At 59.7% G+C, this 21,540-nt stretch carries 22 protein-coding genes and 1 pseudogene; 1 reads left to right on the top strand and 22 read right to left on the bottom strand.

Annotated features, from left to right (window positions below):
- From P0652_RS09595 to P0652_RS09585, 3 genes and pseudogenes are all read right to left on the bottom strand, one after another.
- Nucleotides 1-4,677: ExeM/NucH family extracellular endonuclease (locus P0652_RS09595; RefSeq protein ID WP_284178554.1), on the bottom strand; the 4,677-nt coding region annotated here is incomplete at its 3' end.
- A gap of 318 nt (nt 4,678-4,995) precedes the next feature.
- A complete protein-coding gene (locus P0652_RS09590) occupies nt 4,996-5,523 on the bottom strand; it encodes a hypothetical protein (RefSeq protein WP_284178553.1) in 528 nt (175 codons plus the stop codon).
- A 115-nt stretch (nt 5,524-5,638) separates the two neighbouring features.
- Nucleotides 5,639-6,382 (bottom strand): annotated as a pseudogene (locus tag P0652_RS09585) (IS5 family transposase).
- 327 nt (nt 6,383-6,709) lie between these two features.
- On the opposite strand from P0652_RS09585, the gene P0652_RS09580 reads away from it, so the two are divergent.
- The gene (locus tag P0652_RS09580; RefSeq protein WP_284178552.1) at nt 6,710-7,063 is read left to right on the top strand and encodes a hypothetical protein; all 354 of its coding nucleotides are present in this window, start codon (nt 6,710-6,712) and stop codon (nt 7,061-7,063) included.
- A 448-nt stretch (nt 7,064-7,511) separates the two neighbouring features.
- Here P0652_RS09580 and P0652_RS09575 read toward each other — a convergent pair whose 3' ends face one another.
- The 19 genes from P0652_RS09575 to P0652_RS09485 all read right to left on the bottom strand — a co-directional run bounded on the left by P0652_RS09575 (nt 7,512) and on the right by P0652_RS09485 (nt 21,308).
- Nucleotides 7,512-8,216, bottom strand: coding sequence for a response regulator transcription factor (locus P0652_RS09575; RefSeq protein ID WP_284178551.1), 705 nt, complete (start codon nt 8,214-8,216; stop codon nt 7,512-7,514).
- 115 nt (nt 8,217-8,331) lie between these two features.
- On the bottom strand, nt 8,332-8,616 hold the full coding sequence (locus tag P0652_RS09570) for a hypothetical protein (RefSeq protein WP_284178550.1): 285 nt from the start codon (nt 8,614-8,616) through the stop codon (nt 8,332-8,334).
- Nucleotides 8,617-8,978: 362 nt separating this feature from the next.
- A complete protein-coding gene (locus P0652_RS09565) occupies nt 8,979-9,518 on the bottom strand; it encodes a hypothetical protein (RefSeq protein ID WP_284178549.1) in 540 nt (179 codons plus the stop codon).
- A 28-nt stretch (nt 9,519-9,546) separates the two neighbouring features.
- Nucleotides 9,547-10,581, bottom strand: a complete 1,035-nt coding sequence (locus P0652_RS09560) for an EscU/YscU/HrcU family type III secretion system export apparatus switch protein (RefSeq protein WP_284178548.1) — start codon at nt 10,579-10,581, stop codon at nt 9,547-9,549.
- A 6-nt stretch (nt 10,582-10,587) separates the two neighbouring features.
- Nucleotides 10,588-11,385, bottom strand: coding sequence for an EscT/YscT/HrcT family type III secretion system export apparatus protein (locus P0652_RS09555; RefSeq protein WP_284178547.1), 798 nt, complete (start codon nt 11,383-11,385; stop codon nt 10,588-10,590).
- Nucleotides 11,386-11,391: 6 nt separating this feature from the next.
- Nucleotides 11,392-11,661 carry an EscS/YscS/HrcS family type III secretion system export apparatus protein gene (locus tag P0652_RS09550; RefSeq protein WP_284178546.1) on the bottom strand — a complete coding sequence of 90 codons (270 nt, stop codon included), beginning with the start codon at nt 11,659-11,661 and terminating at the stop codon, nt 11,392-11,394.
- Between the two features lie 8 nt (nt 11,662-11,669).
- Complete coding sequence (sctR, locus tag P0652_RS09545; protein WP_284178545.1) at nt 11,670-12,320, bottom strand: type III secretion system export apparatus subunit SctR; 651 nt, start codon at nt 12,318-12,320, stop codon at nt 11,670-11,672.
- The gene (locus tag P0652_RS09540) at nt 12,317-13,267 is read right to left on the bottom strand and encodes a hypothetical protein (protein WP_284178544.1); all 951 of its coding nucleotides are present in this window, start codon (nt 13,265-13,267) and stop codon (nt 12,317-12,319) included. The genes sctR and P0652_RS09540 overlap by 4 nt, the downstream gene beginning before the upstream one ends.
- Nucleotides 13,267-13,707: a hypothetical protein gene (locus P0652_RS09535; RefSeq protein ID WP_284178543.1), complete on the bottom strand. Its 441-nt coding sequence runs from the start codon at nt 13,705-13,707 to the stop codon at nt 13,267-13,269. The genes P0652_RS09540 and P0652_RS09535 overlap by 1 nt, the downstream gene beginning before the upstream one ends.
- The gene (locus tag P0652_RS09530) at nt 13,697-15,112 is read right to left on the bottom strand and encodes a FliI/YscN family ATPase (protein ID WP_284178542.1); all 1,416 of its coding nucleotides are present in this window, start codon (nt 15,110-15,112) and stop codon (nt 13,697-13,699) included. Before P0652_RS09530 ends, P0652_RS09535 begins: the two co-directional genes overlap by 11 nt.
- Nucleotides 15,112-15,783 carry a FliH/SctL family protein gene (locus P0652_RS09525; protein ID WP_284178541.1) on the bottom strand — a complete coding sequence of 224 codons (672 nt, stop codon included), beginning with the start codon at nt 15,781-15,783 and terminating at the stop codon, nt 15,112-15,114. The genes P0652_RS09530 and P0652_RS09525 overlap by 1 nt, the downstream gene beginning before the upstream one ends.
- Complete coding sequence (locus tag P0652_RS09520; protein ID WP_284178540.1) at nt 15,767-16,423, bottom strand: hypothetical protein; 657 nt, start codon at nt 16,421-16,423, stop codon at nt 15,767-15,769. Before P0652_RS09520 ends, P0652_RS09525 begins: the two co-directional genes overlap by 17 nt.
- A gap of 14 nt (nt 16,424-16,437) precedes the next feature.
- Nucleotides 16,438-17,154 (bottom strand): type III secretion system inner membrane ring lipoprotein SctJ, encoded by a 717-nt coding sequence (sctJ, locus tag P0652_RS09515; RefSeq protein ID WP_284178539.1) that lies wholly within the window; start codon nt 17,152-17,154, stop codon nt 16,438-16,440.
- Nucleotides 17,155-17,207: 53 nt separating this feature from the next.
- Nucleotides 17,208-17,651, bottom strand: a complete 444-nt coding sequence (locus tag P0652_RS09510; protein WP_284178538.1) for a hypothetical protein — start codon at nt 17,649-17,651, stop codon at nt 17,208-17,210.
- A 51-nt stretch (nt 17,652-17,702) separates the two neighbouring features.
- Nucleotides 17,703-17,879, bottom strand: a complete 177-nt coding sequence (locus P0652_RS09505) for a hypothetical protein (RefSeq protein WP_284178537.1) — start codon at nt 17,877-17,879, stop codon at nt 17,703-17,705.
- Between the two features lie 48 nt (nt 17,880-17,927).
- Nucleotides 17,928-18,251 (bottom strand): hypothetical protein, encoded by a 324-nt coding sequence (locus P0652_RS09500; protein ID WP_284178536.1) that lies wholly within the window; start codon nt 18,249-18,251, stop codon nt 17,928-17,930.
- A gap of 98 nt (nt 18,252-18,349) precedes the next feature.
- On the bottom strand, nt 18,350-20,470 hold the full coding sequence (gene sctV / locus P0652_RS09495; RefSeq protein WP_284178535.1) for a type III secretion system export apparatus subunit SctV: 2,121 nt from the start codon (nt 20,468-20,470) through the stop codon (nt 18,350-18,352).
- Nucleotides 20,467-20,883, bottom strand: coding sequence for a tetratricopeptide repeat protein (locus P0652_RS09490; protein WP_284178534.1), 417 nt, complete (start codon nt 20,881-20,883; stop codon nt 20,467-20,469). Before P0652_RS09490 ends, sctV begins: the two co-directional genes overlap by 4 nt.
- Before the next feature lie 14 nt (nt 20,884-20,897).
- Nucleotides 20,898-21,308 carry a hypothetical protein gene (locus P0652_RS09485; RefSeq protein ID WP_284178533.1) on the bottom strand — a complete coding sequence of 137 codons (411 nt, stop codon included), beginning with the start codon at nt 21,306-21,308 and terminating at the stop codon, nt 20,898-20,900.
- Between the last annotated feature and the right edge of the window lie 232 nt (nt 21,309-21,540).

Below are 21,540 nucleotides of genomic sequence, written 5' to 3'. Positions count from 1 at the left end.
ATCGAACTCGTGGTTGCCGATCGTCGAGGCTTCAACCCCGATCCGGTTATGGATCTCGATATCGGCTGCACCCGCATTGTTGCCCTTGTTATGCGTCGCGGCGACGCTGGCATCGGTGCCCGCGGCGAGGAACGGACCCGGCAGGAAGTTGTCGCCCCCCGCAAGGATCAGCGTGTTGGCGTAATCGTCATCGAACGCATCAACGAGCGCGGCGAGGTTCGGCGCTGTATCGCCGGCCAGAAGGCCCGCCTCGCCATCCGCAAAATGCAGAAGCTGGAGGGTGAAGTCCGGTGCCTGTTCCAGCTCAAACGTGGTGAGCGTATTGGAAGCTTCGTTTGAAACGACAAGCAGGGCTTTTCCGGTCGGGCTGTCCGCAGCGGAGATGTTGAGCAACCCTTCGGGGTTGAGGTCGCCGACATTGACCGCTGCCGCCGCATAGGTGACGGCAGAGGGGTCGGTCACGTCGAAAGCCAGCGTGCCATGCGCGCGCTCCAGACCCACGAAGGCGTAGGTCTTGCCGCCAATCTTGGCAATCGAGATGCCTTCGGGTTCCGCACCCTTGTTGTCCGAGCGACCATCATCGAAGACGAGGCCGGACTGGCCGGTTGCAACAATCTGGTCGATGATGTCACCGCTATCGAAGACGATCTCGCCGGCGCTGTTCACGATCGAGAAAGAACGACCGCCATAGGTCAGGATCTGGTCGATATCGCCATCGCCATCCGTGTCACCGCGAAGACCCGTCGCATTCGAGACGTTCAGGCGGCCAAGTTCGGAGTTACCCTTGAGTGTCGCCTCATTCGGGAAGGCCGGATTGTCAAGATCGTAGCTGCTCGACGAGACGCGTACCGTTTCGTCGGGGGTGATGAAGTCGTCGCGATCATCGCCTTCATTGGCAATAACGTAGTACGTCTGCCCGCCTGCCTCGAATGAGGCAATGGAATCCGGCATGAACATCCCGAAAACAGGGTTTCCGGTCTCGAGCTTGATTGCGTTGCTGTTCCCAGCACCATCGCGATCCGAGAAATCCGCAAGAAGAGAGGAGAAATCCTTGACGCCGAGCGGTTCGATGCTGGTGAAGGTTGCGGTTGCGATGTCGAGAATGGCTACAGCATTGGCTTCCTGCAGCGTGACCATAGCCTTTGAGCCATCGGGCGAGATCGCGATATATTCCGGCTCGACATCCTGCGACACGGTCTTGCCGTCAAAGAGACGCACGCCCGCGGCGCGGAGCGCGTTCTCCTGGCCGTCGAACGCCGTGAAGCTCGCCGTCTGGACCGTGGCACTTGCGATACCGGCCGAGATATCGATGATCGAGACAGAGCCGACAGGGTCCGTGCCGTCCGAAGCAATCTCGCCTTCATTCGCGACCAGGATCTTCTCGCCATCCGGGGTGAAGGTCACCTGGTCGGGATTGGCGCCGACCGTAACGGAGTTCAGCAGCGTGCCGGTCGCCGGGTCAATGAAGGCAAGCGTGCCGGGTTGGGTCTTGTCGGTGGCGATGATCGTCGCCACGAGAACACCGCCCCTGAAGGCGACGCTGGATACATTGTTCGAGCCAAGACCAAGCGCCACGAAGTCGATATTGGCCAGCTGAACCGGCGTGCTCGGATTGGCGAAGTTCACAACCTGAAGCCCGGCATCCGACGTCACGAACAGGCGATCCGTTGTCGGGTCGAAGGCAGAGATTTCCGCGCCCGACGTCAAGGTGATCGAGCTGACCTCGGTGATTTCGAGCGCGCCCGTCGGCGTTGTCGTTCCAGTGAAAACCGGGCCGGCATAGGTATTGAACTGCACAGGAGTATCTCCGAGGTTGAGACCGATCAATAGCGGGTCATGATCCGAAACGCGGACGGCAACATTCGCATCGAAGATCGCGGTGTCGCGGCCGAAATCGGTATTGTAGTCAAGGGCATCCGCCTCATCGGCGTTGATGTGCCATTCCGTGATGCCCGTGACCTGAAGCGCGGCGCTTTCGCTGGCGAAGATGTAGTCGAGCGCGCCGATCTGACCGTCGAACACATAGGAATACGGGTCCGTCAGCCGGGTTTCCTGCAGGTTTTCGTAGCCTTGCGAGATCAGGAACTCGATCGGGTCTTCCTGGAAATAGGCATTGAAATCACCGAGCAGGATATAATCATCGTCGGTCGTGCCGGTTGGATCGCTGTCGATCCAGGCATCAAGCGCTTTGGCCGCCAATTCGCGCTGGTTGTTCCAGTTGCCGGCCCCGTCAAGGGCATCGGCATCGGCGCCGGTGCCTGCTCCGCCCTTGGATTTGAAGTGATTGACGACAGTCGTGAAATGTTCGCCGCTGACAGTCTCGGACCACGTCACGGCAAGGGCATTGCGCGAGGTATTCGCTCCGTCGAAAATGGCGTCGACCGAGCTTTGCTCCAGAAGAGATGATTGGCCAAGGGCGGCGAGATCCGCGTCGCCGAGGGATTCAATGGTGGTGTTGAAGGCCACGGTTACCTTGGCCGGCTTGTAGATATAGCCCACCGCAATCGCATCGCCGCCGATGAAACGCTGGCCAGGATCGATCCAGTCATAGGTGCCGGCACCAAGGACGGCATTGAGGCTATCCACCAGATAATCGAGCGCATTGCCCGGGGCGTTGTCCTGGAAGTCATTTTCCAGTTCGACGAGGCCAAGAATATCCGCATCCAAGGCAACCAGCGTGTTGACGAGCTTTGCGGTCTGGCGGTCGAATTCGGCTTGGTTGTTGGCGCCGCGCGGCTCGAGGCCAATCGCCGTGGTGGCGCCACTCGTCGCCAGCGTCGTAAAGTAGTTGAGGACGTTGAAGCTCCCGACGGTCAGGCGGCCGCCGACATCCTGGGGCGCTGCCTCCCGGGGATTGGCATCAACAAAGGTATTGTCGCCGTCCTCGATCGACCGGATGCGCCAGGTCGAGCCTGAGGCTGAGGCCCCGGCCCATTGGTAATCCAGCACACCGGTCAAGCCGGTGATCGTGTCGCCCATGCGCGGCGCCGAGGCAGTGGTGTAGGAGGGGCCAAACCCGTCAAGGTTGCTGATCGCCGCATTCTGAGTGTTCAGCCCATCATCGTAGGTGACGGAGCGCGTTCCGACAAAACGCAAATGATTGTCATAACCGGTGGCGTCCGGCGCATTTTCATGGGTGAACTGCGCCGGACGCTCGCCGGCCACGAGCTTGATCTCGTTGAACCGGTCGAGCTGGAACTGCTCGGTAATCGTGAGGGTCTGCGGGATCGTGACCAGCATGCCCTCGAAGGCCTCAAGGTCCGGCTGGTAGTCGCCATCCTGGCTGGTTGTGACCGCCGCCGCGGGCAGGTTGATCGTCGCGGCCATGGTGCTGACATCGGCGACAGCGCCCGCCGCAACCACCGATACCGAGGTGGCGTTGAGCTGGGTCAGGCCGAAATACTCGGAAACCGTGCCGGTAACCTGTACCCTGTCGCCTTCCTGGACATCGCCGGTCAGGCTGCCAAAGAAAACGAAAATGCCTTCCGAGGTCGCTGCATCGCCGTCGCTGTCAGCCGCTTCTTCCTGGAGGTAGATGCCATTGAGGTTGCGCTTGGTGTCCGTGTCGTCATTCTGGAAATCGCCGACCACAATCGCCTCGACCGTGACCGTCTGCCCAACCAGGGGCGAGGCCGTGCCTGTCCCCTGAATTGCGCTGATCTTCGTCAAGGTGACCGGCGCCAGATCATCGTTGGTAATGGTGCCGATGGCTGTTCCATCGGAGATAACGGCCGATCCGGAAATGTTGCTAAGGTTGCTCAGCGTGACATTCAGTATCTCGTTGGCCTCGACATCCGTATCGCCGTTGAGAGTGATCGACACGGTCTGGATCAGTGCACCCCCGACGGTGAATGTGACAGTTCCGGCGCCGGCGAGATAATCCGTGCCCGATGATGCCGAGCCATCCGAGGTGGCATAGTCAACCGTGAAGGCTCCTTCATTGTCGGAGCGTGTCACCGTGAAGGTCATGGTGCTGGTGCCGGCATCGCCCTCGACAATCGCCACATCGCCGATCGAAACCTGCGCGACATTGCCACCGCTCGCCGCTTGGCTCGAAACAACGATGTTGTCGATCCCGACCCACTCGTCATTGCCGACAGCATTGGTTGTGATGACCCGGACCTGCACCTTCGGCTGGTTCTCGGCGGCAGCGGGCAGGGTCACGGAAACCGGCGTCACCAGGGATGCGAGGCTTGGACCGTTGGCTGCATCCGCGATATAGCCAGCGGGAACGTTGGTCCAGGCGCCAGTCTCGCCCACGCGGAACTGCACCGCAATCTGCTGGACGGCATCGTCTGAGGAGCCGTCAATATCGCGCGCATCAAAGCTGAACACGACATTCGACCGTCCTGTCGTATCAAGATGAAGCACGATGGAGGGCGCATCAGCCGTGCCGGAACCGGCGAGCGCAATTGTCGGGTCTGTGAGCGCGAATTCCGTGACGCCACCGGTGAAAAACGAATTCGGGTTGGTCTGGTTGGCGTTGACATCCACAGTCACCGTGCCGTCGCCGGTCAGGGTCTGGGGGTCAACCCCGGTCGAACTCGTGATCTCGTCGCCGAGATAGCCGATGATCGAGGGCACGGCAGACCAGTCGTCACTGACGGTAATCAACCCGGCATCGGACCAGTTTTGCGTGAAATTGCCAGAGGCCAGAGAATGGTAGGTAACCGGCATTTTTCCCCCGAGAATTGTGACGATGAGCCGTCAAAATACCCGGTGAGTACACGCAAGAAACGCTGACGCGAACCTGGTCACGCGAAAAGCCCGAACACACCGAGGCTCGACCGGTTAATCGGCGGATATGACAACTTAATGAAAACTTAACGATCTGCCCATGCCCGGATCGGCATTGACCGGCTATTCCTTCATCCTCAGTATATTGCCAACGAAATACATTGGCAACGAACCTTGGAAGCAGTCATCCATCCCCTTGCATGCCCGTTCTTCCATCCAGATTGAGGCCGTCAGGAGCCCGGCGCTTGGTCCGTCATGTCAATGAAGGCTCGGGAACACCAATCGGGGGGCGCTACTCGAACTTTCCATCCAAACCGGCCATTCAGGTTCTCGCCATCCCGCGCATTGATGGCAGTGACGAAGGATCTTCAGCCAAGCGAGAAAACGTGGCTCGTCAAACGGCAGGCGGCATTTTTGCCCTCCCACAGCCTGCAAGGTCACGACCATGCCCGCGGAGTGGATGGTGAGACTGATTTCAGAGGCGAGCCAGACCTCGCCTGAACCAAAATCCTCGAAGTGATCGCCTTGCGGGTTGATGGCGCGACTTGCCTGCTGGCGATCGGTTTCAAACCGTTCGGGCGCCGTGCGCGCCATGTCAGGCTCGTGCCCTCTCGAGCCATCGCTAGCGGGCGGAGGATTGACATACCAGCCAAAAAGGCCGTGCCAGAATCGGTCGAGAAGCCTTTGTGTCAGCCAGATTGTCGAGACAGCCCCCTCAGAGGGCATCAGGCAAACCTTGATCCGGTCTTCGGCTTCATCATAGCGCATGGTGACATTGAGCAGCATGGCCAGGATCCTGACGAAAGAGATTGAAAACGCCAAGAGCACGTTCTCCGCATCCGTAACCTGCCGCCCCCTCGTCTCTTGGCATGAACACAGGGGCGTAACCTAGGACCCAGACTCATAACCAGAAACTGACGGTTGCCGCGATGCAGATGGCGGCAAGGAAGTTGGTGGCGTTCCGGTTTCAGGCGGCAGAACATCCGTTCGATGGCATTGCGGTGCCTGTTGAGGCCAGGCGAGAAGCCGTTTTTCCAGATGCGATTGGCCTTTGGCGGGATATTCGGCATCGTGCCGCGCTCTTCGACCTGCCGACGCAGGGCATTGCTGTCATAGCCCTTGTCCGCATGCAGGATTTCGTAAGGCCGGAGGCGCTGCAACAGGGCCGATCCCGCCGTGCAATTAGCAACTTGCCCTCCGGTAAGCATGAAGGCAAGCGCGCGGCAGTATTCGTCGGTCAGGGCGTGGATTTTAGTCGTGCGCCCGCCGCGCGAGCGGCCGACTGCCTGAGTTTTCTCCCCCTTTTTAGCCAGAAGCAGAGCGGTGAGCTTTGACAGCCGAGCTATCGATCAGGACTTGGACGGGTGGCCCGCCAGCACCGGCAAGAGCGTGGAAAAGATCGGACCAGACACCTTTCTCTGCCCATCGGACATAGCGGTTATACAGCGTTTTCTTCGGTCCGTAGTCCGGCGGCGCATCGATCCAACGCCCGCCAGATTTCAACACATGGATGATCCCGCTGATCACTCGCCGGTCATCAACCCGCGCCTTCCCGCGCGTGTCCGTTGGGAGATGCGGCGAATGGTAGATGCGGCGAAATCAGCGCAAACTGAGCCTCGCTTAGCCAGACTTGGTCCCGATTCATCAATGCTTCCTTTCGAAAGCCGTGAATCACACTACGCTGAGCACGCCAACCTTTTTATAGGTCTGGGCCCTAGCGCAATGGCGGGTCAACTATACCTCCCATGCCCGCGAGCATGGCCTGAAAGTCGTCGCGACCCGCGCAGCAGAGCAGGCCTCCTCCCGTTCCTATGGCCCGAAGGACAAATCCATTGTCGATGCCGCCGCGCACCCGAGGCCCGAGCGGAAAGACCAGGATCGCGCCTATGCTAGGGATACCCGGAACGCCACCCTCATCGGGAACGCGCAAGTGCGGATGGAAAGGGCACGCGCCAACCCTGTTCGCGTTCCGATGACCGAGCGTGAGCGTGCTGGAGTGACGGAGAGTCTCGCGCAATGGCGTGGCCTGGCGAAAGACAGTCCAGCCCATGAAGTCGCGAGAACCATGGTCAACCGTCTTTCTGTAGCAAAGGAAGCGGGGGATGCCCTCGACGCCCTCAAGACCACGCTGTCGCCGAAGTCAGCTATCCTGATCCATCCATCAGTCAACGACAAAAGCCGAGCGCCAAAGATGACGGAAAATGCTGAGCGATCTGCGGATACCATGCTGCGCGATCTCCGCCAGATGAACCAGAGGATTGCCGAGGTTACATCCATGCTTCCTGAGGGGTCGCGCGAGCGGTTCACCCGGCAAACGACAGGCTAACTCGAGAAGATTGCCGAACGTATCGATCAGCAGCGGGCGCAGGAAACAAAGGTGAACGTGCCGGCTGGCGTGCAGGCTGCAGTTCGATCACTTGTAAGCGATCAGGCTCAGTCAACACCCGATCAACAAATCCCAATCGATCCTTTGGCCGAGCTTAGGCGCCAGCAGATCGAAATGTTGGACCGTCTTGCGCAAGAGCGCGGGCATTTTAGAGACCGCAAGCGAGTATATGAAGCTGGAGACTAGAACATATTTCGTAATAGATGAATTTGTATATATTCCAAAATACTCGCAAATCAGATGTTAAAATAACCAAAATTTCTATAAGATCTTGGCTTTAATTTGATAATTGCTCTAAATTTTTGTGAGTGATATTGAACGTTATTGGCAATTGCGTTCCTCCCTCATCGAAGTCAGGCGGAGTGATTCACGGTCTGCTGGTACCCCCTCAGCCCAAGGCGCGCCGCCGCTCGGACATCAGGGGTGTGGACGGTGTTTCTGTAAGCTGGGCCCGTTCCATCAATCCGAGTTGCTGGGCAATCTGAACCAGATCACGAACTCTCGGCGCGTTGGTTTTCTTGCGAATGTTGAAGCGATGAGTTTCAACCGTACGGACGCTTAGATCACAGCGGCGGGCGATGTCCTTGTTGGAAAAGCCCTGGCAAATCAGCCGCAGGACCTCAACTTCGCGATCGGTTAGAGCAAAGGCATTCGTCCCGCGTGAAAGACGCTCCTGCTGAACGAACAGATGGCCGGTGATCGGGCTGGAGAAATAGCTCCCTCCGCTGCTAACGGATAGCACAGCATTGACGTATTCACAGGGACTGGCGGTCTTGACCAGCAACCCGTTGGCACCAGCACGTATCAGATAATGCAGTTCGACCGGATCAATTGAGTCGATGATCACCACGATGCCGGGACGATATCCATTCAATAGGATGCGGTTGATTGTCTCGACACAATCGAGCTTGGTGATAGCCGAATCCAGAATGACCACATCCGGCTTCTGGGATTTCGCCGCCAAGGCGGCGGCGTAACCGTCCTCGGCCTCGGCGACGACGCTGATCCGCTCGCTCCGTTCCAGAGCCAGTCGCAACCCCTCCCGGATAAAGGGATGGCGATCTGCCAAAACAACCCGAGTTTTCTCGTTCATGGTTGTATCTCCTCATCCTTCCCAAGGGGCGGGCTGACTTTGGCTTCCTCGGCTGTCAGATGCCCTGCCCCTTCCTTCGCCGGTACCGGGCCGATCAATACTCATCACACGGTCCTTACTCGCGGGCAGGGGAAATCATGGCGACAAACGGAACCGCTGTGCCCGTACGCATGATGAAAGAGCCGGAAGCCGTGACGGTTTGGGTATCGCGGAAGTTATGGGCCGAATTGATTTCGCTCTCGACGGGATCGCCCGGCAGATCCAGCCCGGTGACAGTGGAAAGGAACGTATCAACAATTCGCGATGGAGCATTGTGCATGAAGGCTTCCGGCGCATCAAATTCGAAACGCCCTTCGGAAGCGCCTGCGGGCAGAACAATAATTGCACGATACTTGGTCATCGATCCCTCCTTGGAACATTGAGGTTTCCCTGTCCTGTTTTGGATCAGGAGCCCCATGGACAATCCGAAAGGATCAAATTCCGTGCCAAGGCGGATACGAGCAATAACCAAGGGCCAAAAGCCGACGGAATGGCCTTGGCAGTCCGGCGTTTTGTCAATTCATCCCATCACTGCGCTGGACAACCAGTCTGACTGGAAACACAAAAAACCCACCACATCAAAGCAAAACAAAATATCAACGAAGCAATTTTGAAAAAACAGATCATGTAATTTTATAACTGCATCACATTATTCAACATATTTCATGCTGATGTGGCATAAATTATGCTCCGCAACCTGCCGAAATAAATCACGCCCCGCCCTTAACGCGAGGGCATGGCAGGAGCATTCATGGTTTCAAACATCAGAATTGATGAATGAACGGCACGATAGAAGCGATCATCTTCAATACCCGGCGTCCAATCCTCGGAGAGGTGATGACCGAGATAAATCGTATCGCCTACCACGGAAATGTTGGTCTGGATCGGAGTCGTCTGGTGAACCCGGACCACAACCACATTGGGCCATTGATAACGTGCCAATTTGTGTCGGGATTCCAACAAGGCCAAAACGTCACGCCTCGCGGGAGGGAGGTCCTTCTCGTCTTGGCCGCGCCGCAGCCATTGGGATCGCTGACGGTTCAACGCTTGTCGCAGACGCCGCAGGTCAATCACCCGGATCGTTTCGATTACCGGCGGGGGAGGCGATACGGTTGGGGCAACTGGCGCGGTCGGCAGCCGCACGACCTTGGCGCTTGTTGGCGCTGGCGAAGCGACAGGGATGGTCGGCGAGATGGAGATGGCGCTCCGGTCCGGCAGCGGGGGCTCGTTCTGACCGTCTCCCTTGTTGTTGTCACTGGCCATTTCGCCTGATCAAATCCGTTTGTGTCCGTCAACCCGCCTTTCCATGACGCACAAGAGCCATGGCGACGGCGTTGAATTCCCGTTCAGGAACAATACTGCCAATTCCCCCGCGGAACAATTCACGAGCCAGGCGCGGATCGATCTCGATCGGTGTTTGGCCTATTTCTGCTGCTTTGAGAATGGGATCTGCCGCCCGCCCCTCCCCTTTGGCAATGATGATGGGGATGGGCTGCTCGACCGGATCATATTGCAGGGCCACGACTTCGTTCGAGCTCATGACAATCAGCGTCGCGCCACGCATCCCGGAACCAGCCAGCATTTGCCGGTGCTGTTCACGCCGGGCCCCAATCATTTCCGGAGCGCCTTCCTGCTCCTTGTACTCACGCTTGAGCTCCGAGCGGGACATGCGCTGTTCGCGCAGGAACAGGAAAATCTGGACCGGGAGGTCGAGAAAACCAAATAGGATCAGCATCAACACGGCAACGATGGCAATCCGATAAGCCACATTCCAGCCGACATCCACTAGGCAGGCTTGGCCGCATTGCGTGACCCGCAAGACATCCGGCAGAATGAGCCAGATGATCAGGAAGCTGGCGGCGCCCCAGAGCACCACCCTGAGCAAGGCGACGAAAAACTCGACCGCGTTCCGAATTGACAGGATCCGCTCAATGCCCGTCGCTGGGTTGATGCGCGAAAAATCGGGCGTGATCGGGTCCATGGATACCACGACGCCCTTTTTGTGGACGATATGCGCCACAAGGCTTGCAATTGCGACGATGGTCATGAGGGGCACGACCACATCGCCGGTCAGGGTCATAACACCAACCAATGCAGAAACCAGACCAGCCTCGCCGCCGCCCATGGCATGATCCAAGGCCAGCCGCAGCGAGGAGGCGAATACATCCATGACCTTCTGGCTGTTGCCCATGAGATAGCCCAGCCCGGCGCAGAAACCCACGACCGCCACGAAATCGGCGCTGCTGGCGACCTGACCCTTTTCTCGCGCCTTGCGGAGCTTTCGATGACTAGCTGGAAGTGATTTCTCTTCAGTTTCCCCGGCCATCGGGACTTACCTCAACGAAGCCTCGAGGATGGCGTTGATCTGCCGCAGCGAGGCAATCTCGCCGGTAAAGGCCCGAACCAACCCGAAAGAAACCAGTGGCAGCAGCAAGATTGCGACCAGCGTCTTGATGGACATGGCCAAAAAGGTCACATCGACGCGCTTGCCGAGTTTGGCGGCGATGCCCAGGACAACATCCGTAGCCAGCATCACAATCAGTAGCGGACCTGCCAGCGTCAAGCTTAGCAGGATGAACCGGGCGAGCAAACCCGGCACGACCGCCGCCCCTTCAAGCGACAGGCGCGGCAGGACCTCGAGCGGGGGCCAGAGGCGATAGCTGTCAAAGATCACATCGACGACCAGCCAGAAGCCACCAAGTGAGGCAAAAAGCCATAGGCCGATGATCATGAAGAGTTGCCCGAATGGCGTAACCTCGCCTGCGGGCGAACCGATCGGGGTTGTCGTTCCGCGCATCGAATCGAGAATGCCGCCGGCACCGCCCAAGGCCTCGAAGGGCAGCGAGGCGATCAGGCCGAGCAGAATCCCGATGAACAGCTCCTTGCCGATCATCGCGAAGCCCGGCAGCGGCAGGGCTTTGACCATGGCCGGCGCATCCCCCAGAATTGGTGCTATAGCCGGCAGGGCAAGAACGAGACCAAAAGCGATCCGCAACAGACCGGAATTGAGATGAGCCCAGGCGAAGGCCGTGAAAACCAGTGCAAAACCAAGTGGGCGCGCAGCCAGGATCACCATCATCTGGGCGGTTAGGTAGAGCTGTTCAATCGGCCCAGAAAGCAGGTTTGCCATGACCGGTCACCGATGATAGCGGTGGAAATTCGAGAAGATCTCCGAACTCGAGGAATAAAAGGGCCCGATCAGTGTGTTGCCGAGGAACACCAGCATCAGTGTGATCACCACCATCTTGACCGTTTGCGGGAGCGTCTGTTCCTGAGTCTGCGTGACCGCCTGGAGGATGCCAATCACGAAGGCAATGACGGTAGAAACCAGCAGCGGCGGCCCAACCAGAAAAGCCGTATCCCAGAGAATCCGGTACAAGACGGAGGTGATGGTTGCCTGAGACATGGCTGGTCCTATGCGTAGGTCAGGACAAGGCCCTGAACGATCTTGGTCCAGCCATCCAACAGGACGAACAGCAGCAATTTGAACGGGATGGCGATTGTGGTGGGCTGAATCTGCATCATGCCGAGGGCCACGAGTATCGCGGTGACGATGATATCGATCGCCATGAAGGGCAGGTACAGCAGAAAGCCGATCTCGAAGGCGCGAGTGAGTTCGGAGAGCAGAAAGGCCGGCACAAGGATCGAGAGCGCATTTTCGCTCGGCGGTGCCAGCTTTTCACCGCCCCAGATCTTGGCAGTGGATTGCATGAAGAACGCGAGTTGTCTGTCATCCGTGAAGCGCCGCAGGAAGGCCTGCAGCGGGGCCGATGCCTGCCGCGCAGCTTCCTCCCAGGCCGAAAAGGTCGTGAATTTCAGGCCGGACATCGCCACACTACGCCATGCCTCTTCCAAAACCGGCATCGCAATGTAGACCGAGAGGATCAGGGACAGGCCATAGACGATGATGTTAGGCGGCAATTGCTGGATGCCGATGGCATTCCGGACAATAAACAACACAATCGCCACTTTGGCGAAGGCTGTCACTGTAACCGCCACCAGTGGTAGGAAGGCCAGACCAGCAACCAGAATCAGTAGTCCGAAGGTGTTCTCGCCCAGGTTCATGCGCCGGCATCCACCCTGAGAACTTCCAAAGCGAGGCCGGGCTCAAGCTTGACGAGTTGGCAAGTTGCGATCTGGCGTCCATCCTCGATCAGTGGAATAGCGTCCGGGCTGACTGGTTCATGCCGCAAGCGGAGACCTTGCTGGATGGACGTGGATTCCTGAGTGCGCCCCCAATCCAGAAACAACGTCCGGAGCTGAGACAGTCTGGCGCCGCTCTCGCCAACGGGAAAGCTGCGGAGCGGGCCAGTAATGTCGCTGAAGGTTTCGAACAACTGAACGGGCCAGCCATCACGCTGATCGAGAAAGACCACGCCGGTCAGACTTTCCTGATCTTTCTCGGTGATCAGGAGCTGATCACCGATCGCAAGTCGGCTGTCATCGCGGGGGAGATAGATCGGGCCGATCATAACCATCAAGCCCGGCGGCACTCTCATTGGTTGGCCTGAAATTTCCACCAGCACAGCATGGATCTGGCCGGACTCCACGCCGTCACCCAGCCAGAGCCGAACCGGCTGCCAACCGGCGGGCGTTTCCACCTCGAATGCAAGGCTGGTGGGCGCGACAGGTCGTTCCGGACCTGTCAGCGTGTCAAAGCGAATCGGCCGTCCAAGCCGCTCTTCAATCGCACCGAGAGCTTGGCTCATGAGATGTTCGAGCAGCAACGCAATGGTTGGGCCCGATAGTTCATTCCGCTGAACGGGTTTGGGTGCCAGCATGAGCCCGGCCTGAAGCAGGTCAGCGGTGATGCCGAGCCGGAGCGGCGTTGAGCCAACCACACCTTCGATGAGATGCAGGGGTTCATCGAGAGGCCGTGTCTCGATTTCGCGAACATGCCATTCGGTTTTCGCGAAAGGCATGCGAAAGCGTAACCTGTGCCGGCGCTCCGGTTGCCTCAGGACCACCGGCATACATTCGGGCAAGCGCTGGATTTCTACAGGCACGGCCATCAATGTTCCTCTTCCGTCAGCGCATCATGGCGAAGGGCCGCCTGCCATGCGATGCGATTGACCAGTTCGGTAACCTTCTTTTCCGCCTTTGCCGCAGACTGGGCGGCGCGGCGCGCAATCTCGCATGCCTGGCGCGCGGTCGTCAGCTCATCCCGCATTGCGATGATTGCGCGGGCAGCATCCGTCAGCGCCTCATCATCCGCACTATGTTGAAGGCGCAGCCTGACCATGGTCAGGGTATGGGTCGGCTTCTGGATCATCGAGTCGATCCGATCCGCCCGCTGGGTTTGGATATCCGCCGCCAGGGCGTCATAGCCAGCCATGGCGGTAGCGAGCCGTGCCTCGATAACACGGCAGCGGTTCTCTTCGCGGGCGAGCGCTTCACTGGCTTGCCGGGCCTGCAATTGCCGCAGGGTCAGAAGCGCACGCTCATCCGCCATGGGTCGTTCCCGCCATGGTCATGTCGGGGGTCACGAGCCCGGTCATTTCCTGCAGCGTCGCCTGCAAGTCGATCTGGTCGAACCGCCCCTGGCGCAGGAAGGCCTGGATCTGCTTGTGGCGGGCCAGCGCAAAATCCGCCTCGGGATCGCGGCCCGCCTGGAATTCTCCGACCTGAACCAGCAGCTCGATTTCTTCATAACGCGCCATCAACCGGCGGATGTTCTGGGCGGTTTCAAGATGGGTCTTGGACACAATCCCGTTCATCACCCGGCTGGTAGAACGCAGAATATCGAGTGCGGGATAATGGCCGGCCTGGGCCAGCTTCGGCGTGAGGACGAGATGACCATCGGTCAGCGAAACAACTTCTTCCGCGATCGGATCGTTCAACCCCTCGTTCTCCAGAAGGACAGTATAGAAGGCCGTGATAGACCCGGCAGGATCACGCCCTGACCGCTCGATCAGACGCGGCAATTCGGAATAGACCGATGGCGTGAACCCTCGGCGGACAGGTTGTTCACCGGAAGCCAGACCAACCTCACGCAGGGCGCGGGCAAAACGCGTCACGCTGTCAAACATCAGCGCAACATGATGGCCGCGCTCCCGGAAATATTCCGCAATCGCTGTGGCAATATGAGCGCCGATGACCCGCTCCATGGCCGGGCGATCCGATGTCGACGCGACCACAATGCAGCGTTCGCGGAATTCTGGCGGCAATTCGCGATCCAGGAATTCACGAAGTTCACGGCCACGTTCGCCGATCAGGGCAAGAACACAGAGATCCGCTTTCATGTTGCGAGCCAGCGCTCCGATCAGCGACGATTTGCCGGCGCCGGGCGGCCCGAGGAGGGCAATCCGCTGCCCGACCCCGATGCTGAGCAGGCCGTCAATCGCCTTGATCCCGGTTATTGCCATCTGATCAATCACCGGCCGTGATACCGGGTTTGGCACGCGAGGCGTCAGCGCGCGATCCAGCATGCCGGTGCGGGCTGAATGGCTATGACCGTCCAGCGGGTTGCCCAATCCATCAAGAACGGAACCGATCAAACCGGGGCCACAGGGGAAGGATAGCGGGCCGAAGGTCGGAATGACCTCGGTTTGGGCGGAGAGCCCCTCTGTCGGGCCGATCGGCGCCAGCAGCGCCTGACCGTCCCGCAGTGCCACGACAATCGCCAACGTTTCGAGGTTATGGCGTCGATCGCGCAGTCGGCACACCTCGCCCACGGCAACCTGTCCCAATGTCGAACGCAGCCCGGCGGGCCCAACATCGGTAAGCCGCCCGACAATGTTGTAGAATGGGCGTTGCCGCATGGTCTGATGCCCGTTTCGCAGGCGAAATCGCAGGATGTCGGCATTCACCACGGGAAGCGGCAAACCCCGGTTGGGAGAAGCGCCGGGCGTCGCCATCAATCTCTCCCGGTCCTCGGATCGGACGGCTCGGCGCTGTCCATTTTCAGGCGTGCCTCCAGGATCGACAATTGGCTGGCCAAGCCGATATCGAGATGCAAACCACTGGCTTCCAACCGGCAGAGGCCCGGCGTCAGATCAGGATCGGCCTGAACGCGGGCGGAAATCACCTCGCCGCGTGCCATCAAGGCCTCGATCGCCTGGCGGAACCGGTCCATTTCCGCCGGCGGTACGCGCAAGACAAGTCCTTGGTTCTGGCCGATTTCGAGCACGGCCTTGTGGATCAGGCCTGCCACCTGCTGTTCAGGCGGAAAGCTGCCAATCACCATTTCCACGGCATCGCGGACCAGCCGGACCATTTCAGCATAGGCACGGTCGAGTTCGAGATGAAACTGCTGATGATAGGCGAGCAGCTGCTGCGAGAGAATGTCCTCGCTGCGCTGCCGGGCCTTAGCCTCGATATCTGTGACAAGCTTTGTCGCGGCACCTTCCGCACGGGAAATGATGATATCCGCCTGACGTCTAGCCTGTTCGATGATCGCTTCGGCTTCGCGCTTGGCGAGATCCGCCGGCGATGGCGGCACGGCTTCGGCGGACTTGTTGGCGCCCGGCTGCGTTCGTGCCGGCAGGCGCTTGAGCACATAGCCCGTAGGTTCATGCTCGTCGAGCATCCGATCCTCCTGTCGGCAACTCGGCCAGCAACCGTTTGGCGACATCGCGCAGCAACTTCAGGCGCAAGGGATCCATCAGCCGGCTGACTTCCGTCATTTTGTCGGTCTTTGGCATCGTGAGCCGGATCCGGCCCGAAAAGGCAGGCGGCAGGGTTGCCAGCCATTCCTCGATCAAGGCAGCCCCTTCAGCATCGGCAATGGCAGCGATCTGACCGAAATCGGAGGCAACCCCTGCCGCGCGGTCAGTTTGTGCTCGGACAGAGAAAGCGAGGCACAGATCCGCCTCGTCAAACTGTTCGCGCAGGCGCTGAACCGCTTCAGGTTCGATTTCCACGGCGAGAACCGGCGCCAGAATCGCCAGTCCCAGCACGCGCCGGAACCGGGCCGGCGCCTCAATGGCAACATGATAGGCAATCTGGCAAGGAAGGTCCGGGCTGGAGCTGGTATTGAGCGGCGGCAACCCCTGCCGCCCCGCGAGATCTTCACCGATGCGGCGCTCGAGACGAGGATTGCTTGCCAAGGCTGCCCGGTTGGCCTGCGCCGTGAGATCCGGGCACCATTCGGCTTGCCAATCCTCATGGATGGTTCGGGCTGCAACCTCCAGCGGTTGTCCGCCTTGCTGTGTTGCCAACCCGATCATCGCGGCTTTTCCCCTCAGGCGCGCGCCAGCAACCTCCCCACAGCACGGCCAATCGTCTGCCGAGCGATGAGCATAATTGCGAGGACCGCCCCCAGAAGCATCAACACAATATGGTTGACAGATGGTAAAACTCCGGTCAGCCGCGAGCCGGGCTGATAGCCGACCGGGCTCGAGGGGAAGATCGCCACAGCGACATCCTCATAATTCAGGCCATTCACGGCATTGACGATCAAGGTTTTAATGATCGGGATATGCTGATTCATCGCCACATCGGGCAGATGGTAGACGAACACCGAGGCCCGTGGCGTCTGCCGGTCCCGTTCGAGCGGTGAGGATTCCGGCATCATGACATGGACGCGGGCCGAAACCACGCCTGCGATTTGGGTCAGCGAATTCGCCAATTCCTGGTTGATCGCGTGCATGAAGCGCGCCCGTTCCTCAAACGGGGTCGAGACCATACGCTTGGCATCAAACAGCGTACCGAGCGTTTCGAATTGCTGCCTTGGCAGGCCAAGCTGCGAGAGCAGCATCGTTGCCCTGGCTGCCTGGGACTGGTCAACCGAGAGGGCGAACTGGCCATTCTTCAGCCGCTGGCGCTGGGCATCAATGCCGGCCTGACTTAGAACGCTCATCATTTCATTCGCTTCGCGTTCCGGAAGGCTGGAATAAATCTCGCTCTTGCAGGCGGCGAGCGCGCCGGCAATGCCGCAGATCAGAACAAACCGGACCAATCGGCTCCATACCAGTGTGGGAATGTGACAACCAAACATGGCAAAACACTCCATTATTGCTGACGGATGAGGGTGGAGGTTGTCTGCGAAACGCCGCCAACAACCTGGCTAATCAAGGTGACGGCGATGGCGTGGTCGAAACTCTGGCGGAGCACGTCATTTGCAGCGCTGGCGGGATTGGCCGGCGGCGTGGCGCCGGTCGTCTGCGGGTTGCCCTTTGGCGACGCATCCCCCGCGCCCGATGCCGACTTCCAGGGCGAAGGCAGGATCTGGGCCATTTCACGGGCCACCGGATCTCCCTTCATGCTGGCCGGTGTATCATTGGCGGTGCCCTTGGTGGTGATTTCCTCATGGGCCCGCGCCAGTGCTTCGCGAAAGCCTTCGGCCGCCTGCGATGATTTGTCCACCTGGCCGGCCAGCTTTACTTCGCTTCCCTGGGCGGGAAATGCGCTCGTCGCCTGGCTTTGCGTCAGGGATTGGGACATTGCTTCGATCACGTCGACGCCTCCATCGGTATCAGGCGCCGGCCAAATGGCTGGCCCCAGGAGTTACCCCTCGCCGGTCTGACTCATGATCAGACTGAACAGAATGCCGAAAACCTGCTGAGCACCCTGTTCGATCATCTGATCCAGCATGGGATCATTGGTCCCTGACACGGAAGCGGACTGGGAATTGCCCGCAGCGGTGACAGTAGCCAGGTTCGATGCTTGCAAGATCGGGTCCATGGGCTTTTCGTCCTTTTTTGTTCCAGAATAGAACAGGTCTACGTACGATCAGGCTTTACGCTGGGCAAAACTCGCCAGGGCATCCAGTGTCGCGGCGGCCTTGTGCCGTTCCATGGCAGTCTTGGGGCCGGGAAGCCGAAGCCCCCGGACCCGGTTCGCGGCATCGCTCAGCGTTCCACGGCGGGCTGCGTACATCGCATCGCCCAAGATCAGCAGGTTGCCGCCGGGGGCGAGGCGTTCGGCCAGCCGCCCCAACCCGCCGGCGCGCGGCACGAGCCCTTGCTGCCGGGCCAGGACATAGCACGCCATCAGAGCGGCACGCTCTTCTGGCCTCAGGGCAAACGGACGTGTGGTTCCGATCTCTGGTGACATGGCATCATCCTTATTCTCGGGGATTGCGCGCACAATCCCGCGCGATTGCTGAAACACCTACGTAGTCAGGCGCGTGGCGACGTCTTGCTGGCTTGTCTTCATGCCACCGCCTTCAGATCGGCGCCGGGTTTGTTGAGTTGCAGCGTGCCAACCGGGAGAACGTTGAACTCCGCCGCAATTTCCTGGAAGGAGAGCACGGTCAAGCCGAGATTGTGGCTCCGGAGATAGGCCTGGACATGGCGCCGAAGATCCACGGCGGTCACAATGACCGGCAGCGGCGCATCCGGATCCACCACCTCGCGGATCTGCTCGATCTGGCCGAGCAATGCGCTGGCCTGGCGGCTGGAAAGGCTGAGGAAGATGCCCGCTTCGGTCGTCCGGACGCCTTCGCGCAGCATCTCCTCGAGATCAGGCTCAACGATATAGGCGGCGATCTGGCGGTTCTTGTCGGCAATCTGGTTGCAGATCTGCCGGCGCAGCCCCCGTCGTGCATGTTCGGCGAGTATCGCCGGATCTGTCTCACGTGAAGCCCACTCCAACAGGGATTCCATGATAAGGCGCAACGGAATGAGTGGAACCTGCTCGTCAATCAGGCGGCGCATCACATCGTGCAAGATCGGCGCTGTCAGCACCTGCGTCACCTGCTCGTAGAGCTGCGGCGATTCCTTGCGGGCTTGGTCCAGAATGCGGCGAACATTCTCGTAATCCGTCATCTGGCCGATATTGTTCTTGACCAACGTGAAGGCGACGCGAACCAGCAGGCCGGCGGGCGAAATCAGTGGAACCTGTGCGGCCTCAAGCTGCTCGCGATCCGAAACGCGGACAAACAAGGCACGCTTGAGGCGCCAGGACTTTGGCAGTTCCATGCGCGGCAGACGCAGGATATCAATCGTTTCCGGATCGGTCTCCGCAGCGATTGCGTCGGCAGGAATGGTGCCGGCGATCAGGGCAACCTGGTCCAGTAGCATGGTGAAGCCGTTCGCCGGCAGGCTATCATCGGTGATGAAGCCAAAGCGGCCGATCGGCACACCGAACTGACGGGTCACTGCCATACGCTCGTGATCCCGGAACTGGACGAACTCGGCCTGATCGATGCGGGCGGCGAGAGAACTGCCGACCTTGATCACAAAGCTTTCGCCCGCGTGGTGCTCGGCGGTTTCCGAGGCATCAATCGACTCGATCACGCCCTGGGCAATCCGCTCGCGCTCCTCGGCTTCCGCGCGCTTCTTCGCCTTGACGTCCTGCTCGGCATGCCTGGCCATGCGATGACCGATAAAGGCGAGGAAGCTGCCAAAGGCGAGGAAGATGATGGTGGGGAAGCCCGGAACCAGGCCGATCAGCGCCACGACTGACCCGGTAACGATCAGCGTCCGTGAGGAGGCGGTGAGTTCGGAGAAGATGTCCTTGCCCAGATCGCTCGAATTGTCAGTGGAAACTCGGGTCACCACGGCGCCGGCGCAGAGCGCGATTAGCAGGGCGGGGATCTGCGCCACAAGGCCGTCACCGATGGTCAGCAGCGAGAAGGCCCGCGACGCCTCGCCGATTGACATCCCCATCTGGGTCGTACCGATGGCAATGCCGCCGACAATGTTGACGATGATAATGAGAAGGCCGGCGATCGCATCGCCTTTCACGAACTTCATGGCACCGTCCATGGCGCCGAAAAACTGGTTTTCCTTGTCCAGCTGCCGGCGACGTGCCCGCGCTTCATCGGGCGTGATGTCGCCCGAACGGAGCTCGGCATCGATAGAGAGCTGGCGCCCCGGTAAGGCGTCGAGGACGAAGCGGGCGGCCACTTCGGCCACGCGCTCGGCGCCCTTGGTGATGACCAGGAACTGTACAATGGTGATGATCAGGAAGATCACCAGACCGACAACGATGTTCCCGCCAGTGACGAAATTCCCAAAGGTTTCGATGATCGCACCGCCCTCCGCCGTCGTCAGGACGGTTCGGGTGGTCGAGATGGAAATCGCGAGGCGGAATGTCGTTGCGATCAGCAGGATGGCAGGAAAAGTCGAGAAGCTTGTCGGCCGGTCGAGATAGACCGCCACGATCAGAACCAGCATTGTCAGGGTAATGTTGAACGCGATCAGGATATCGATCATCAGGACCGGCATCGGGATGATCATCACCACCACGGCCGTGAGGAGGATCGCAATCAGGACGAGATCCTGACGCTTACGCACCTGCAGAAGGAAGTTTGTCAGCTTTTCGATCATTGCTGTGCCCTCAGGGTGGAGATGGCGCTCATGAGGCTGGAATGGGCTTTGTTGATCTGGCCGAGACCCAGCCAAATGGCCGCCCGGCGCAGCATGTCGGCCCGTGTTGGGATCGGTTGCCGAAGCTGATAGGCGCGATCGGTCATTTCCGCCGAAGCGTGATCACCAATTGCTAGAAAGGACTGGGTTAACAGGCGCAGAGCCGTGCGATCCTGGGGCCAGATCCGGATGACCAGCTGAAGCAGTGCCAGTGCCTCATCCGTGCGGCCATACCGCAAGTGAAAGGCGCCAAGGGCCGTCATCAATTCCCGGTCGCTCTCGCTGAGGCCCGACTGCGCTGGCCAACTGGCGGCGGCGGGACCCGCCGTGCCAGACCAAGCCGAGGCGGCGGATCGCGGTTTGCCGAAGCTCATGGTGTGATCTCCCATCAGGGCTTGATGACAAGGGCCGCAAGCCCGCCATGCACCAGGCGAAGGCGACGAATTGTTTCGGAAACGATGGTCAACCCGGCCTGGAGCGAGGAATGTTGGTCAGGATCCTTGGCATCCCGCAGGGAGCCGAGCAGGTGGTGCTCGATGCGCGAAAGTTCCGCGAGCATCTGTTCACCACTCATCCCTTCCAGCTTGGCCAGATCCGGGCCGGCCACTGCATGGATCGCATCGGGCTGCTCGAAGGGTTCAGGGCTAGCAAGGCCAAACTCATGCACCGCAGCCCTGGTCGGAATCGACCGGGCGGGTGTCCGCGCCGGGATCACCGACGGGCGGGCCGTGTTGACTTCGCTCCGCCCCGGGACACTGACTCCCGGCCTTGGGTTACGAACCGTATCGATCTGAGACATGGCAGGCTCCTTTGCCAGTTCTTTTGCAGGATCAGGGCCAGATCTGCTTATCTTTCGATGATGGCCGCCGGTCATACGCCGAACCGGCATTCCAGCGCAGCGGGCTGACGCGACAGCGCGGGGCTCTCTGCTGCCCGTACGATTCAGAAGTCAGAAACCTTGTTCTGCTATGCTTTCTGGTGACGGAAAACGACATCCGCCTTGGCACACAAGTTGCTGTCCAGACCCTGCA

Origin of the sequence: Rhabdaerophilum sp. SD176 (assembly GCF_030143245.1) — a bacterium.
Taxonomy (GTDB): Bacteria; Pseudomonadota; Alphaproteobacteria; order Rhizobiales; family Beijerinckiaceae; genus Rhabdaerophilum.
Note: the sequence above shows the minus strand (reverse complement) of the source record. Positions and strands in the feature narration are given on the sequence as shown.

Excerpts from the sequence above, each read along its gene's own strand:
- P0652_RS09590 (WP_284178553.1), bottom strand. The coding sequence starts at position 5,523 with ATGCTGCTCAATGTCACCATGCGCTATGATGAAGCCGAAGACCGGATC.
- P0652_RS09580 (WP_284178552.1), top strand. The coding sequence starts at position 6,710 with ATGACCGAGCGTGAGCGTGCTGGAGTGACGGAGAGTCTCGCGCAATGG.
- P0652_RS09575 (WP_284178551.1), bottom strand. The coding sequence starts at position 8,216 with ATGAACGAGAAAACTCGGGTTGTTTTGGCAGATCGCCATCCCTTTATC.
- P0652_RS09570 (WP_284178550.1), bottom strand. The coding sequence starts at position 8,616 with ATGACCAAGTATCGTGCAATTATTGTTCTGCCCGCAGGCGCTTCCGAA.
- P0652_RS09565 (WP_284178549.1), bottom strand. The coding sequence starts at position 9,518 with ATGGCCAGTGACAACAACAAGGGAGACGGTCAGAACGAGCCCCCGCTG.
- P0652_RS09560 (WP_284178548.1), bottom strand. The coding sequence starts at position 10,581 with ATGGCCGGGGAAACTGAAGAGAAATCACTTCCAGCTAGTCATCGAAAG.
- P0652_RS09555 (WP_284178547.1), bottom strand. The coding sequence starts at position 11,385 with ATGGCAAACCTGCTTTCTGGGCCGATTGAACAGCTCTACCTAACCGCC.
- P0652_RS09550 (WP_284178546.1), bottom strand. The coding sequence starts at position 11,661 with ATGTCTCAGGCAACCATCACCTCCGTCTTGTACCGGATTCTCTGGGAT.
- sctR (WP_284178545.1), bottom strand. The coding sequence starts at position 12,320 with ATGAACCTGGGCGAGAACACCTTCGGACTACTGATTCTGGTTGCTGGT.
- P0652_RS09540 (WP_284178544.1), bottom strand. The coding sequence starts at position 13,267 with ATGGCCGTGCCTGTAGAAATCCAGCGCTTGCCCGAATGTATGCCGGTG.
- P0652_RS09535 (WP_284178543.1), bottom strand. The coding sequence starts at position 13,707 with ATGGCGGATGAGCGTGCGCTTCTGACCCTGCGGCAATTGCAGGCCCGG.
- P0652_RS09530 (WP_284178542.1), bottom strand. The coding sequence starts at position 15,112 with ATGGCGACGCCCGGCGCTTCTCCCAACCGGGGTTTGCCGCTTCCCGTG.
- P0652_RS09525 (WP_284178541.1), bottom strand. The coding sequence starts at position 15,783 with ATGCTCGACGAGCATGAACCTACGGGCTATGTGCTCAAGCGCCTGCCG.
- P0652_RS09520 (WP_284178540.1), bottom strand. The coding sequence starts at position 16,423 with ATGATCGGGTTGGCAACACAGCAAGGCGGACAACCGCTGGAGGTTGCA.
- P0652_RS09505 (WP_284178537.1), bottom strand. The coding sequence starts at position 17,879 with ATGGACCCGATCTTGCAAGCATCGAACCTGGCTACTGTCACCGCTGCG.
- P0652_RS09500 (WP_284178536.1), bottom strand. The coding sequence starts at position 18,251 with ATGTCACCAGAGATCGGAACCACACGTCCGTTTGCCCTGAGGCCAGAA.
- sctV (WP_284178535.1), bottom strand. The coding sequence starts at position 20,470 with ATGATCGAAAAGCTGACAAACTTCCTTCTGCAGGTGCGTAAGCGTCAG.
- P0652_RS09490 (WP_284178534.1), bottom strand. The coding sequence starts at position 20,883 with ATGAGCTTCGGCAAACCGCGATCCGCCGCCTCGGCTTGGTCTGGCACG.
- P0652_RS09485 (WP_284178533.1), bottom strand. The coding sequence starts at position 21,308 with ATGTCTCAGATCGATACGGTTCGTAACCCAAGGCCGGGAGTCAGTGTC.